The 14,957-nt window shown below is 52.7% G+C and carries 9 protein-coding genes; 7 read left to right on the top strand and 2 right to left on the bottom strand.

Features of this window, described 5'->3' with window-relative positions; genetic code table 11:
• Nucleotides 1-33: 33 nt before the first annotated feature.
• The gene (locus tag ACMAZB_RS13900; protein WP_435218002.1) at nucleotides 34-1,956 is read right to left on the bottom strand and encodes an NAD(P)-binding protein; all 1,923 of its coding nucleotides are present in this window, start codon (nucleotides 1,954-1,956) and stop codon (nucleotides 34-36) included.
• Nucleotides 1,957-2,091: 135 nt separating this feature from the next.
• Between ACMAZB_RS13900 and ACMAZB_RS13895 the strand changes: the two genes are divergently transcribed.
• From ACMAZB_RS13895 to ACMAZB_RS13865, 7 genes are all read left to right on the top strand, one after another.
• Entirely contained in the window at nucleotides 2,092-2,811 is a 720-nt protein-coding gene (locus tag ACMAZB_RS13895; RefSeq protein ID WP_435218000.1) for a hypothetical protein, read from the top strand.
• 93 nt (nucleotides 2,812-2,904) lie between these two features.
• Nucleotides 2,905-5,040, top strand: a complete 2,136-nt coding sequence (locus tag ACMAZB_RS13890; RefSeq protein WP_435217998.1) for a TonB-dependent receptor — start codon at nucleotides 2,905-2,907, stop codon at nucleotides 5,038-5,040.
• Between the two features lie 21 nt (nucleotides 5,041-5,061).
• Nucleotides 5,062-5,943: a cupin domain-containing protein gene (locus ACMAZB_RS13885; RefSeq protein ID WP_435217996.1), complete on the top strand. Its 882-nt coding sequence runs from the start codon at nucleotides 5,062-5,064 to the stop codon at nucleotides 5,941-5,943.
• A 20-nt stretch (nucleotides 5,944-5,963) separates the two neighbouring features.
• Complete coding sequence (locus tag ACMAZB_RS13880) at nucleotides 5,964-7,880, top strand: NAD(P)-binding protein (RefSeq protein ID WP_435217994.1); 1,917 nt, start codon at nucleotides 5,964-5,966, stop codon at nucleotides 7,878-7,880.
• Between the two features lie 94 nt (nucleotides 7,881-7,974).
• Nucleotides 7,975-9,495, top strand: a complete 1,521-nt coding sequence (locus ACMAZB_RS13875; RefSeq protein WP_435217992.1) for an AMP-binding protein — start codon at nucleotides 7,975-7,977, stop codon at nucleotides 9,493-9,495.
• 23 nt (nucleotides 9,496-9,518) lie between these two features.
• Nucleotides 9,519-10,952 (top strand): aldehyde dehydrogenase family protein, encoded by a 1,434-nt coding sequence (locus tag ACMAZB_RS13870; protein WP_435217990.1) that lies wholly within the window; start codon nucleotides 9,519-9,521, stop codon nucleotides 10,950-10,952.
• A gap of 161 nt (nucleotides 10,953-11,113) precedes the next feature.
• Entirely contained in the window at nucleotides 11,114-12,457 is a 1,344-nt protein-coding gene (locus ACMAZB_RS13865; protein ID WP_435217988.1) for a Na+/H+ antiporter NhaC family protein, read from the top strand.
• 118 nt (nucleotides 12,458-12,575) lie between these two features.
• Here ACMAZB_RS13865 and ACMAZB_RS13860 read toward each other — a convergent pair whose 3' ends face one another.
• On the bottom strand, nucleotides 12,576-14,570 hold the full coding sequence (locus ACMAZB_RS13860) for a S9 family peptidase (RefSeq protein ID WP_435217986.1): 1,995 nt from the start codon (nucleotides 14,568-14,570) through the stop codon (nucleotides 12,576-12,578).
• Nucleotides 14,571-14,957: the final 387 nt, after the last annotated feature.

The following is a 14,957-nucleotide window of genomic DNA, read 5'->3' as shown; positions in this document are numbered from 1 at the left end:
GCCCGCCGTTTTAGTACCGGCAAGATCGTTGATTCAAGCAGTCTGCTCCTCAACCGCTCGCCAGGCAGCATCAAAGGCCAGGTTCATTAGCGGAGTTGCCTCGGAATCGGTGTTGGCAATAGAAATACGGCCGAACTGGGCACGCCCAATCTCATGGGGTGCCTGGCCGTCCTCCCATTTGGGGTCATACAGGCCCAAGTACGCATAAGCGTAGCCGTGAGGGATTCGATTGACCGTAATCGCCTGGATATCGGTCTCATGGTTGAAGCCGTGTTTCCCCAACAAGGATTGTAATTGTTGGCGTATCTGCTCCTCGTAGTCGGCAAAGGGGGTGCTATAGATGGTGTGCCGCGCCATACGTAGTTGATCGCGACACGATGCAGGTTGTTCAGGTCCGGTCATGGGCGAATGCATCATGAACACGACCATGGGGTCATCTGGGTTGCGGGGAGGTTCATAGCCGCCCACCGCGACGGCAGGTGAGGTGCTCACCCACTGAAAGGGGTCATAGGGGCACTGAAACAAGGTGGCGCCCAGTTTGGAGTAGGCTTGACCATCTTTTAGTTGCACATTGGCATAGACGAAGGGGGTTTTGACCCCGTAACTCAGTCCCGCTTTTTGGGCTTCGGGCATTTCCGGGCACAAGTGGGGTATGAGCGCGTTATAGCAGGCCAGTACGCAGTGGTCAGCGGTGACTCGCTGGGCCTTGCCCTGCTGCACGTAATCCACCTCAACTTGATTCTTATTGTTTTCGCGTACCCCGACCGCAGTGCTATTGAGGCGCAGCCTTGTGGCATAGTTTTCTTGGTCTAGAGCGCTGTAATCAAAGCGCGCGATCGCCACATCGGGCGTGCCCTGCATGCCCGGGGCCACTGCGGGAATCAGCTTTTGTACCAGTAAGCGCGCGACAGAAGCATTGCCGTCGGGAAACATTGTGACACTGAGTAGGCTGTTGAGCGCCAGCTCCGCCAACTTGGCCGTGGCCTTGCCCACCCACCCCATTGATTTGATGCCGGTGCCACCCATGGTCATGCCTTCCAGTACGGTCAGGTTCCATCCCGATACGCCGGTAAGGTTGATAATTATGGCGTTAAGAATTGGCAGAGTGGACTCGGCTAGTCCGACCTTATCCATCAAGTACCGGTTGTAGCTGGTGGTATTGATGTAGTCCCATTTCTCGGTAAGGGAGAGGTCATCTAGGAAGTCTTGCTGCCCGGAAAAAAAGTCGACCAGTTTGTCTTGCTCTGTCGTGGGCAGGGGTAAGGCGCGCACAGACTTCTCGTGGCCTTTGCCACCAAACATAGCGGCTAGCCAATTCCCTCTAACAGTGACATGGCCGTTTGCTCCGGGCATGGCGATACCATTTTCTGCCTGCATCTTGCCAGCGAGGAACATATCGTCCGATGTTTGCCGGTTCATGAACTCGATGAAATCGCCATCAATGCCAATGTCTTCCATCAATCCGCGGGCTGAGTCGCTGTAGTTACTCAGAGCTTCTATGTTTTGCGCGCCACCGAGGCTAAGCATCATTCTTCCATCTTGGTGGAACTCGTTGCGCTTGGCGTGACCACCAAAGTCGTCATGATTGTCGAGTATTAGGATGCGTGCATCGGTACCCATCTTTTGTTGGTAGTAGCGTGCTGCTGCCAGTCCGCTCATGCCTGCGCCGACCACGATCAGGTCATAGTGCTCATTCAATGTTTCGTAGCGTGCAGGTTTGTTGCCCCGCCAAGCCAATTCGTGGGCCACCTCAAAAGAGCCTTCATGGCTTCCTCGCATACCCGTGAGTGTGGGCGGGTAATACGCAGAGGGATCTGTGGGGCTAAAGAACCCAGGGGCATCAGCCGTAACCGGTATCTCAGTTACGACTTCTTTGCCGCATCCGGTCAGTAATAGGCCGCCTGCTCCAATGACAGCGCCGTTTATGAAATCTCGACGTTTTATATCAATCGGCATAGGCAGGCTCTTTTCTTAATCTGTTGTATCACGTAATTTTCCACTTTACATGTCAAACGACAGGTTATAGCCTGTCGGTCGACATGTGCAAGGCTTTCGGCGATTTTTCAATCGTAAAAATAGGACAACCCTTAAATGAGCAACCTTACTGCTAACGATACCGCCCTTGATATTCAGATTAACCGCTTTGGTTTTTGGTGCGCCGTTATTTGTATTGCAACGGGGGTTTTAGCGGTCGCACTGCCTTTGGATGTCCCCGGTGGATACGATGCGGCCCCGGATGAGCGGTTAAATTGGCTGGCGGCTCATAGGAGTTCGTTCATTGCAGGGTGGATCAATCAAATCGTTGCAATGCTCACCTTGTCGGGGTTATTTCTCGCTATCGCCTGGCGAGTCCGCCATAAAAGCCCCCTCGCTGCCCTGCTGGCTGCCGGTGCCACTGCCCTGGCGACTATGGCCTTTGTCATTCCTAAGTTTATGGCGGTCTGGACCATACCGCTGTTAGCGGAAGCGACTTTATCAGGGGCGGCGGGCTCAGAGATGGCGGCCATGCTATTGCCACTGCTGAACGTATCGATTCCCTTCTCGCTGTATACCTCTTTCGATTACATGGGCTTTTGGCTTTATGCGTTGTTCGCTCTACTCGTGATGGTGCCCATGGTCGACCGCGATTGGCCGTCTAAGTTTGCTGCATTGTCACTAGGCCTATTTGGCATAGGTTTTCACGTGGCGTTTGCAATGCTGATCTTCGGGGTAATTGGTGCCCCAGATATTGAACTGTCCTTTGGTCTTGCCTTTATACCGCTACTCCTTTTGGTCTTGGTAATGGTCCCGATTTTTCGGCGCGTGGACTGATGTGATCCCTCAAAAACTCGTCACGAGAAGTGCTTTGTGATTCTCGAAAAATTAAAAAAATACAACAACTACCGCTTAGTTAAGGAAAAAGAGATGACAGGATTCATTCGAAACAAGGTCTTCGTTGCCATTGCGGCTCTTACCTTCACCAGCGCTGTAAGTGCGCAGCTCGAAGAAGTTTTGGTGAGTGCGCAGAAGCGTGACCAGAGTCTGCAAGATGTCCCGATTGCGATCAGTGCCGTGAGCGAGGAAATGCTCGAAAAGACGGGTATCAATACTATCACCGAGGTCATCCCCATGGTGCCCGGCCTGACGGGCGCCGATTATGGCTTGGCGACCAACAGCTGGGCAATCCGCGGTATCGGCAGCAATGATTGGACGATTGGTTCAGAACCCTCTGTTGGCGTATTTGTTGACGATAGCTACGTAGGGCGCAATATTTTTGCCTCGTCTAACTTTTTCGATATAAACCGTATTGAGGTGGTGAAGGGGCCACAAGGCACGCTGTTTGGACGCAACGCCGCCGCAGGTGCGATTAGTTTAATCACGAATAAGCCGGGTGATGAGAATGAGCTGCGCCTTGGTGCTGCACTGGGTGATGAGGGGCAGCAGCGCTACGAGGTGGTTGGCAACTGGGCGCTCAGTGATTCATTTGCGCTTCGTGTTGCCTATCAGCATCAAGAGTGGGAGGGCATGTGGACCGAAGTAAATAGCGGTGACGACATGTACACCGAGAGTGATGTGGTGCGTATTTCGGCCCGCTGGGATGTCACTGATAACCTCGAGGCACTCATAAAATATAATTATGGCAAGGCAAAAACCAATTACACCAGCGCCGTTAATATCCCTTTTAACCTCGCTGAGCCCGGGGTGGAATATCCCGATAGATTTGCCATTAATCAGCCCAATTTTGAGCAAAATGAAGACGATGGCTTGGGACTGCGCTTAACCTGGGCGATTAACGACACCCTGACGCTGGTGTCGATTACCGATGCCCGTAATGGGGAAAACGATTACTTTGAAGATGTCGATGGCACCGCAGATGACTTGGCCGTTGATCTGGCGCTACTTGGCGGGGCGGTCGGAGGTTTGGATATTCCCGTCGGTTTGGGCGCAGACGCTGAAACCTTTTATCAGGAGTTTCGTTTGAACGGCGGCTCTGAATCACTCACTTGGTTCACGGGCGTGAGTTATTACAGTGAGGATCTCGATAATACGCGATGGGAGGTCGACTACGTGGCTACCGCACTGGGATTCCCCATCGGCAGTCAGCGCATTGAGAGTCGAGCAAAAAATGAATCTCTGGGGATTTACGGTGATGTGACCTGGCAGGCTACAGACCGCCTCGCACTGATTGCGGGGCTACGCTGGAACTCGGACGAAAAGGACTGGTGCACCAATACCCTACAGGACGATTTTGGCGAAATGGGTGGACCTACCAATGGTCCCCTGTGCGATAAAGAAGATTGGGATGAGCTCACTTCGCGACTGGTAGCGCAATACAATATTAGCGACGACACTATGGTATTTGCCAGTGTTGCCCAGGGTTATAAAGGTGGGGGTTTCAACACTTCGGTAGCCGATCTTGACGGTGACTTTGTTGCCGAAACCTTGGTGCCATTTGATCCTGAAACCAGCGTTGCTTATGAACTCGGCATGAAGTCAACGCTGTTAGAGGGCCGCATGCAGTTTAACAGCTCACTTTACTTTACCGACTATGAGTCACTTCAGGTGGCCATTTTTGGTTTTGATACCGGTCAGCAAATTCGCGATGCTGGAAACACAGAAACCAGAGGGTTTGAGGCAGAGCTCACCTATGCGCCCACCGATGGCCTGACGCTAATGGCTAACTACGCGTATATGGATACCGAAATTGTTACGGGTCCGCTCAGCGGTCAGACGCTGGCCTATGCGCCAGAAAACACCTTTTCCGTGGGCGCTAATTTTGATCACTCTTTCTTGGGCGGCAGTCTTAACTGGTTTGCGATGTACAACTACACGGGTGAGTATTTTCACGACATCGACAACTTTGAAGAAGAGAAATCCTACGGGCTGCTCAATGGCCGAGTCACCTATCTTGCAGGCAGTGAGCGTTGGGACTTGTCGCTTGCGGCCGACAATATTACCGACGAAGAATACGCCACCTTGCGTGCAAACTTTGGTTGGGGGGCGCAGCTGCACTGGGGCTACAAGCGCCTAATGCGCGCTGAGTTTAATCTGTACTTCTAATTGCCCAGAGGAGTGATAGCTATGCGTAATCCCATCATCAGGGCGTTTTTTTTGAGTTGGCTCATTGCAGGAGGGCTGGTGTCTGGAGCCGTGCGGGCAGAGACTGAAATTCTGTCCCTTAACCCAGCGTCTCTGCGAGAAATGGCACTGGAGAGCCTTCCGCCCTGGCCCGACGATATGGTGCTCTCGGGCACCAACGAACACCGGCAAAAAATACTGCACGAGGGCGAGTTTGTGATTGCTCTGTACGAAGCAATGCCGGCGACTATCGATGTAGCAATACCCTATACCTATGATGAGTATGTGCTGGTGCTTGAGGGGAGTGTCGTGCTGACCTCTACCGAAGGTGTTCGCCAGGAGTATCAAACCGGCGACCAATTTCTTGTGCCCAAGGGATGGACGGGTACCTGGGAAATGCCCAGTCGCTTCAGAGAGCTGATCATCGTTGAAACCGAGCAGTGGGAGGCCTCGGACAGCCTGCTGGCGGCCCTATTCGCCAACCCCTCAAAAGCAGACCCTAACGCACCAGCAGTGCTTCCGCTGTTGGCTAATACACTGCAGCAAGCTGAGTTGGACAGTCTTCCCCCTTGGCCTGAAGGTGTGGTGCTTACAGGTACCAATGCCCATGGGCAAAAAGTATTGCATGAAGGGCAGTTGGTCTCAGTGTTGTATGGGGCTGAGGCTGCGCTTTTGGAGGTCGGGGCACCGTTTCCCTACGACGAATATGTTTTCGTTGTCGAGGGACAAGTGATCCTCACCTCAAAGGGTGGAAGCCCGAAAACCTTCGGTGTGGGGGATAGTTTCCTGGTGCCAAAAGGCTGGATGGGTACCTGGGATATGCCTGTGAAGTATCGCGAGAAAATTATTGTCGAGACCAAGGCCTGGAATATCGACGAAGGCTGAAAGTCTAAGGAAGTTTGGCGATGAATAAAGATAAAAAACTGAAGATTACGCGACGTGACTTCCTAGACGGCGTTGCGTTGATGGGGGGTGCCGCCGCACTTTCTCCTCTCCACGTTTTTGGTGAGAATACACAAGAGGCGCTTTCGGGAGGCGTTTATCCACCGGCCCTCACGGGGCTGCGGGGTAATCACCCCGGATCTTATGACGTAGCCCATGCCCTGGCGAGAGGCGGCCAGCGCCCAACTGACTTCGAAGAGATCGACGACGTTTACGACCTCGTTGTGGTTGGGGCTGGTATCAGTGGTCTGACGGCAGCGTATCTTTTTCGCAAGCGGTTTGGTGCAGCTGCGAAAATTCTGTTGCTAGACAATCATGACGATTTTGGCGGCCATGCCAGGCGGAATGAATTCACTGCTGATGGCAGAACACTGTTGGGGGTTGGGGGCAGCTTAAATCTAGAGCAAGCGGCTATGGGTGATTCAGCGCGTTCATTACTAGAAGAAATTGGCGTTGATTTTACCTCTCTGCGTCAGGGTATTGAGCCCGACTATGTGATTCACGATGCCATGTCTTTACACGGATTGTATTTGAATGCGTCGGTCTACGGGACCGATAGAGCAATGAACGGTCAATGGAGCCTCACCTGGGCCGGCGCGGGAGATTTTAAATCGGCCATTCGCTCACTGCAGCTGCCGCCGTCCGATGAGCAAGGCCTGATCAATCTTATTAGCGGTGAGCAGGATTTTTTGCCGGGAATGTCCGCGCAAGAACGCGAGCAGTTTATGCACAGCACATCTTACGAGAGCTTTTTATCAGAGCACGTAGGGCTCTCCCCGGGGGGCGTTCAAATTACAGAGCCGTGGATAAAAGCGTTATTTGGTGTGAGCGTTGCGAGCGTTTCCATTTATGAAGCCCTGTATTCGGGTGCTCCCGGTGCCGCCGCTCTACTGCCGCCGACATTGGAGGCTTCAGATGCTGACCCAGAGAATGCAGAGCCCCAAGATACTGAAGACGAAAACCCTGACGCCTATCGTTACCCGATATACCCCGATGGCAATGCATCGGTTGCCCGACTTTTGGTGCGGCACTTAATTCCTGCGGTGGCTGCGGGTAATACCGAGGAAAATATTGTCACCAGCAGCTTTGACTACACACAGTTAGACCGAGAAGGAGCGCCGGTGCGGCTTCGTCTTAATAGCACCGCAGTTAATGTGCGTAATCGAGACGACGGTCTTGTCGACGCTTCTTATGTGGTTGTTGGAAAGGCTCAAACCGTTCGAGCAAAGCACTGCATACTCGCCGGGTACGGCGGAATGGTGCCGCATTTATGCCCTGAGTTACCCCCTGCGCAAAAGGAAAGCCTGGCTTACGGGGTAAAGGTGCCCTTTATTTGTACCAACGTTTTATTGCGATCAGGCGCGGCAGTCCGCAAGGCAGGGGTATCGGGTTATCAATGCCCCGGCAGCTTCTATAGCCTTGTAGCCACGGCGCCTCCCGTCTCTCAGGGTAATTTTCAACCGCCCACCAAGCTCGATGATCCTGTTGTGGTGTGGATGATTCATGCTGCGGCGCCTTCAGCTTCTGGTGATCAATCTTCTCGAGATTTATACCGCTTGGGCAGGCACCAATTGTTATCAATGTCGTTTGAAGACATTGAGGCAGCTACGCTGAGTCAGCTAGAGGGCATGTTTGGGGCAACCGGCTTCAACGCAGAAACCGACGTCGAGGCGATTACGGCGAACCGTTGGGCCCATGGCTACGCCTATGAATACATGGAATTGCATGATCCTGTATGGCCCGAGGGTGAGGCCCCTCACGAACTGGGTCGGGCACCTATTGGGCGCATCAGCATTGCAAACTCGGATTCCGAGGCCCACGCTTATGTGCAATCGGCTATTGATGCTGCGATTAGAGCGGTTGACGAGGTGTTGGCATGAAGGCCGGGAGTTTTCACAAACTCGTCTTGGGTTGTCGTTTAAGTCCTAACGCGAGTGGGCGTGTTTGCGTTGGTTATTACGGAGGGTAGGTATTTTGATTCCATCGATTGGCCACATTCCTGCTGAAGCCGCCAAGAAATTTGGTGATAAAACCGCGCTGGTGTTACCCGACCGGTCATTGTCTTTCAATGAGCTGAACAAGCTGAGCAATTGTTTTGCTAACGCCCTGATGACCTTGGGTATTCAACCCGGTGATCGGGTCACGCTCTACTCCGGCAACTGTTGGGAGTGGGTGGTGAGTTACTACGGAGCGCTCAAAACCGGGGCCGTTATCAACCCCATCAATGTCATGCTCACGCCCACTGAGGTGGAGTTTGTTGCCAATGATTGCGGTGCTTCAATTGTTATCGCTTCCTATGAAAAAGCGCTGTCGCTGAAAAGCGTCAAAGAAAACTCTCAGGTTAGGGAGTTGATTGCCTTTGGCGACGATGCGTTGCCCGGTGGCATGCTGTCTTTCAATGAGCTGTTGGCTGCGGGTAGCGACGCTTTTCAAATACCCGAAATCGAGGCTGATAGTCTATCAACGATTGGATACACCTCGGGTACCACCGGTCATCCCAAGGGTGCCTGCCTGTCACACCACAGTATTGTTTTGAACGTGGCCATGACCGCCCTGATGCACCAGCGTAGTGATAGCGACACCGTAGTCACTGCGCTGCCTTGTCCCCATGTGTACGGCAATGTTGTCATGAGCGGTGCTATTCAAAATGGCATGACCTTGGTGCTGCACCCCAATTTTGAAGAGCAGACGATCCTAAAAAGTATTCAAGAGCATAGGGCCACCCTGTTTGAAGGTGTTCCTACCATGTTCATGTTTCTTCTCAACCACCCTGAGTTTGACCACTATGACCTATCGTCTTTGCGTTGCTGCACTGTGGGCGGGCAGACCATGCCCAAGCCCAAAATGGAAGAAGTTGAAGAGCGATTTGGCTGCCCGTTGATCGAGCTATGGGGCATGACCGAGTTGGGCGGGCTAGGCAGTACCTTCGCTGCAAATGGCCCCGTGAAGCACGGCTCCATCGGTGTGGCATTGCCCTATACCGAAGCAAGAATTGCGAGTACCGAAGATGCCAGCAAGACTCTTTTGGCGGGAGAGGTCGGCGAGTTAATGATCAAGGGCGGTATCGTTATGCAGGGTTACTTTGGTAACGATCAGGCCACGCGGGACACGATTGAACCGGACGGATGGATGCATACTGGCGATGTCGCATCCATGGATGAAGATGGCTGTATTTTCATAGTCGATCGCAAAAAAGACATGATTTTGACCGCGGGCTATAACGTTTATCCCGCTGAGATTGAGCGGGTGGTGGCGGGTCATCCCGACGTTGCTTTGGTGGCAGTGGGCAGTATCCCTGACGAAGAAAAAGGCGAGTTGGCCAAGGCTTATATCGTGCCCAAGGTTGGTGCCACCCCCAGCGCAGATAACCTGATTGCTTATTGTCGCGAGCATCTGGCCGCCTACAAGGTGCCCCGGGCTGTTCAATTTGTCGATGATTTACCGAAAACCAGTACCGGCAAAGTGATGCGTCGTGAACTGAAGACGCTTGACTAGGCTATGAATGTGGAGACCCTGCAATGAAAGTAGATAGTAATTTTGTGATGAGCATCAATGGCGATGCTGTAACCACCGAACAAACCCAGCCTGTTTACAATCCCGCCACCCGGGCTGTTTTTGCTCAGGTACCGGATGCGTCTCGGGAGCAGCTTGATCAAACGGTTGGCTTCGCGCGGGCGGCACTTAAGGGTTGGGCAGCAACGCCGGCTGAGGGCAGACAAGCGGCCCTTGAACGTTATGCCAGTTTGATTGAGGCCCATGCTGAGGAATTTGTGTCACTGCTTACTCGGGAGCAGGGTAAGCCTAAAGCAGGAGCAGAATGGGAAGTGTTTGGTTCGGTTGATTGGCTGCGGGCAGTGGCGTCCCAGCGGCTTCCCGATGAGGTTGTTGAAGATGGTGATGACCGCCGTGTCGTAACGCGATTTACCCCAGTGGGCGTTGTCGGGGCGATTGTGCCGTGGAACTTCCCTATATTGCTGGCGATTTGGAAAATTGCACCGGCGCTGATGGCTGGATGCACCATGATCCTCAAGCCTTCGCCCTACACGCCCCTGTGTGATCTGAAGCTCGTTGAGCTTGCTCAGGAGGCTTTTCCACCGGGTGTTATGAACGCCGTAAGTGGGGGCGATGATCTGGGTATCTGGATGACAACTCACCCGGACATCAACAAAATAGCTTTTACCGGTTCCACCGAGACGGGACGGCACGTAATGAAGTCGGCGGCAGAAACTATCAAGCGTGTCACGCTTGAGTTGGGGGGCAATGACCCTGCTATTGTCCTGCCTGATGTCGATGCCAAGACCGTAGCCCCCCAACTGTTCTGGGCGGCTTTCCAAAACAACGCACAGTTTTGCAACTCCACCAAGCGGCTCTACATCCACGAAGATGTTTACGACGACGTGAAAGATGCACTCGTCGATTTCATCACGCAACAGATTAAGGTGGGTGATGGTGCAGAAGCCGATACTGACTTGGGTCCTATCCAAAACTCTATGCAATATGGGAAAGTTCAGGACTACTTTGCCGATTGTCACACGCAGGGTTATCAATTTGCTGTTGGGGGCCACATTGACGAATCTGCAGCTGGGTGGTTTGTGCCGGTATCTCTGGTTGATAACCCTCCCGATGATTCGCGCATCGTTTGTGAGGAGCCCTTCGGCCCAATATTGCCGTTACTCAAGTGGTCTGATGAGGCAGATGTCATTGCCCGTGCCAACGACACAATCTACGGTTTAGGGGCTTCGGTGTGGGGTAAAGATCAGCAGGCCGTTGAGCGCATAGGAAGTCAACTCGAAGCGGGCACCGTCTGGCTTAATGAAGTCCACCAGTATTCACCCTTTCAGGCTTTTGGCGGTCACAAACAGTCGGGACTAGGCTGTGAAAATTCATTGCACGGTTTGATGGAATACACCAACTGGCAAACTATGACGATGAATAAATCCCCTGAAGTGTGAATGCCGGTACAGCGTAGGCTGTGGTCTAACGTTTCAGGCAGGGGTGTCCTCTAAATACATAACCGCGCTACGTTAAGAGCTGGGTCAAAAGAAGTGCGACTGCCCCTGTTATAGTGGTAATGCCCCACCGAAGTCGCGGGCGCTAGTACTAAGGAGCATTGGTGGATTACGGAGCAGTCAGTTTAATACCCACAGCCCTGGTGCTGGTGTTGGCCATTTGGAGTCACCGTACCCTGGAGTCGGTGATATTTGGGGCCATCGTAGCGTTTCTGATCATGGACGGCTGGCAGTTTGCCGACCGCTTGGCGACGGTGACGACCGAGGTCCTTGCCGACGAGTCGACGGCCTGGGTGATGTTGGTTTGTGGTCTGTACGGTAGTTTCATTGGGTTATTGGTTAAGGGCGGCGGCGCCTATGCCTTTGGTGAGTGGTTAACGCCCAAACTACAAAGCAAGCGAAGTAGCCTGCTGGCTACTTGGCTGTTGGGTCTCGTTATTTTTTTAGACGACTACCTAAACTCCTTAACGGTGGGTGCCACGATGAAGTCGGTGACCGATCGATTTAAGACCTCCCGAGAGATGCTGGCCTATGTGGTGGACTCCACGGCGGCGCCCATGTGCCTTTTGATCCCTATATCCAGCTGGGGCGTCTACTTTGCGAGTCTGTTGGAAAAAAATGGCGTGGCAGATTCCGGCCAAGGTATAGCGCTGTTTGTTGAATCTATTCCTTATATGTTTTACCCGTTGTTGGCGGTGGTTATCGTGCCCTTGGTCATTATGGGTGTGATACCTCTGGTGGGTTCCATGAGGGCTGCCGAGGCTCGAGCAGAGGAAACCGGTGACCTGGGCGTTGTCGAAGATACGACCTTGGCGGTTGAGGCCTCAGAAAACCCGAGGATGAGTGTGTTTTTCCTGCCGATAGCGGCCTTATTGTTTTTCACCGTGGTGCCCTCGGTAGACCTGTTACGGGGTGTCATTCTTGGCATTATGGTGACCATCGTCCAATACGGTGTGCTTCGAATCATGCCCTTAACGGCGCTCTTTGATACTTGCGTTGAAGGGCTAAAATCCATGATTCCGGTTTTAACGATGCTCTTAGCGCTGTTTGTTTTTGTGGAGGCCAACAATGCTATTGGTCTGACAGATTATGTCATTGCCGGCATTAAGCCCTATATGACAGCGACCCTGCTCCCCGTACTTATCTTTATTTCTATATCGGCTGTGGCCTACACCACAGGGTCGAACTGGGGTGTTATCGCCATCGCCATGCCAGTCGTATTCCCCTTGGCAGAAGCTTTTGATGTCAACACGCCCCTAATGGTGGGGGCGCTGTTATCGGCGAGTTGTTTTGGCAGCCATGCCTGCTTTTATTCGGACTCAACGATTCTTAGCGCTCAGGGTGCTGGCTGTAAAACCTATGATCACGCTATATCTCAGCTGCCTTATGCTCTTATAGGCGCTGTGGCTGCGTCTCTTTTGTTTCTGGCGACTGCGGTCTTTAGCTGACTCAGTGGTCGAGAAAAATCGGCTGAAGCTCAGCCGGTTTTAAACACGATGCGCGTTCTCGCTGATACACGCCTCGGGCTTTTTGCCCTATACGCTTCCTATTGTTTGCTCTACTTGCTCATAGCTTGGGACTGGTCTGAACGTGAGTTTCCAGCCAATTAAAATATTGTTCGTAAAGGTGTTTTTCATAAGAGGGCACCGACAGGCTGTGATACTCGTTGGGGTAAACCACCAGTCGCGCGGGCACCCCTCTGCGTTTAAGGACGATGTAAAGCTGCTCGCTGTTAATGATGGGCACGTTCCAATCGTCTTCGCCGCCCACGGCTAATGTGGGAGTCGTTACCTGCTCGAGGGCATAAAACGGGGAAATGCGATCCCAGGCGTCTTTGTTTTCGGCAAGCCAGGGAAAGCCCAGCTCCTCCTCCCACCAACGCTGGTATTGATCATGCCCATAATTTGAAACGTACAAAGTTGCGCTTGCGCCGGTGATGGCCGCCGCAAAGCGATTTGTTTTTGTGATCACATGATTCGTCAACATTCCGCCATAGGACCAGCCGTAAACCGCCATGCCTTTTGAATCAATCCAACCCTTGTCGATGCCAAAGTCCATTGCCGCCATGACGTCAGTAAAATCAGGCCCCCCCCAGTCTTTGTTGATGGCGCTTGCAAACTTCTGACCATAGCCAAACGACCCCCGTGGATTAGGCATCACGACAATGTATCCCTGCGCGGCTAATAATTGCGCTTCGTAATTGAACCCAAAGTCCCACTGGGCCTGTGGGCCGCCGTGAATGTGCAGCACTGCAGGGTAGCTATGTTCTTTTTGATAGCCGGGGGGAAACAGATAGAAAGCCTCAATGGCTACCCCTGGCTCGCTCTCAAATTCGTGCTTTTCGACGGCCCCAAATTCAATGTCAGCGAGTAACGTTTGGTGCACTGAACTGAGCTGAACCCAAGAGCCCTTCTTGTTTACCGTAAAGATCTCCCCGGGATACCGGGGTCGGTTGATAAGCGCATAAAGTTGGCCATCGGGTGCCTCGTCAAAATCGCTCACAACATCTTGTTGGCCCAGCACGACTTCAATTTCATGGGTATCGAAATCGATGCGCACGAGCTGTTGTTGACCTTGAAACTCAGTGATCGTGAGAAGGTCGCTGCCATTTGCCGAAAACACAGGGTTGAAGACTTGCACTTCAGATAGTGACGCCACCAACTGCGACTCGCCGGAGTCAATGTTCAGAATCGCAAGTTGTGGAATTGCATAAATGGGAAGGTCCTTTGAGGCGGCGGTGGTATATGCGAGGTGTTTACCATCGGGACTCCAAGTGGGGCTAGCGTCCTGAAAGGAGTTAAAGGTCAGTTGCCGAGGCTCTGATTGGTCTGTAGTTGTGTCTAAAAGCCAGAGCTCGGTATTGCGGTTACGGTCTGGATGCTCGGTGCGATTGCTGACAAACGCGATGTGTTTGCCATCGGGAGACCAGCTAGGCTGGCTGTCGTCAAAGTCACCAAACGTGAGTTGTCGAGTTTGCTGGGTGGCAACGTCAATGACGTATAAGTGATATCGGTAACGGTCGAGGTAACCGACATAATCTTCTTTGAACTGAAGCCGGTCGATCACGTAGGGGCGGGGGTTGGGTCGGGGTTCCTCGTCTAAGTCGGCCGGAGTCGGGTCCTTCACCTCGAGTAATAGCTGTTTTCCTGTTGGAGACCACTCGTAGCTGCTTACCCCTTGTTTGAGATCGGTTAAAGGTTGCGCATCGCCACCGCGACGGTCCAACATCCAAACTTGGCTCGGTTGATCTCCGCGATCAGAGAGTATCGATAAAAAACGGTTATCAGGGCTCCACTTTGGTGTGTACGAGTTGCCATTACCCGCGGTCATGGGAATGGCTGGGCCTCCGGCGGTTGGAATCATCCAGACTGAAGTGGTGACAAGATCCTGCTCTAAGTCTCTCTCGTAAAGCGTATAGGCAACAAACTTCCCATCGGGACTCACGCTAATTTCCGAGGCGTCGTGCATGCGTAAGTAGGTATCTACGTCAAAGACTTCAGCGAAAACAGCGGGTGTGAACAGGGTTGTGAACAGCAGCAGCAAGTAGGTCGTTCGCGTCATAATTTTGGGCACTTGATGTTTAGCAGAGGGCTTACAGCATGCCCTAGAAAGTCGCGTTACCAAAGCGCTACATATCCAAAGTGCTACATGGTCTTGAGGTCAATCGTTGTGATCCTTTTATCGGTGCGCCTTGACGTTGTATTGAGGGATTCCTCAGCCCGTCGACTGTTTGCAGAATAGTGCCCATGCCCATGCCCATGCCCATGCCCATGCTTATGTACAGGGCAGACGGTGTGTTTTAGTGATAAACCACACTCTGTGCTTGCGTGTTTCTGCCGTTTTAGTGTCGGTTCTCGAGACAGTCGCCCTGTCTTAATTTTCGAAGCAGGGATGTGACAACACTTCCTCGTCAAACTTTCTCGCTGAACTTGCCCGCCAAATTGCCCC

Source organism: Luminiphilus sp. nBUS_07 (genome assembly GCF_051201685.1).
Lineage (GTDB): Bacteria > Pseudomonadota > Gammaproteobacteria > Pseudomonadales > Halieaceae > Luminiphilus.
Note: the sequence above shows the minus strand (reverse complement) of the source record. Positions and strands in the feature narration are given on the sequence as shown.

What these genes read in the sequence shown, in the direction of transcription:
- ACMAZB_RS13900 (WP_435218002.1), bottom strand. Translation starts at nt 1,956, where the DNA reads ATGCCGATTGATATAAAACGTCGAGATTTCATAAACGGCGCTGTCATT.
- ACMAZB_RS13895 (WP_435218000.1), top strand. Translation starts at nt 2,092, where the DNA reads ATGAGCAACCTTACTGCTAACGATACCGCCCTTGATATTCAGATTAAC.
- ACMAZB_RS13890 (WP_435217998.1), top strand. Translation starts at nt 2,905, where the DNA reads ATGACAGGATTCATTCGAAACAAGGTCTTCGTTGCCATTGCGGCTCTT.
- ACMAZB_RS13885 (WP_435217996.1), top strand. Translation starts at nt 5,062, where the DNA reads ATGCGTAATCCCATCATCAGGGCGTTTTTTTTGAGTTGGCTCATTGCA.
- ACMAZB_RS13880 (WP_435217994.1), top strand. Translation starts at nt 5,964, where the DNA reads ATGAATAAAGATAAAAAACTGAAGATTACGCGACGTGACTTCCTAGAC.
- ACMAZB_RS13870 (WP_435217990.1), top strand. Translation starts at nt 9,519, where the DNA reads ATGAAAGTAGATAGTAATTTTGTGATGAGCATCAATGGCGATGCTGTA.
- ACMAZB_RS13860 (WP_435217986.1), bottom strand. Translation starts at nt 14,570, where the DNA reads ATGACGCGAACGACCTACTTGCTGCTGCTGTTCACAACCCTGTTCACA.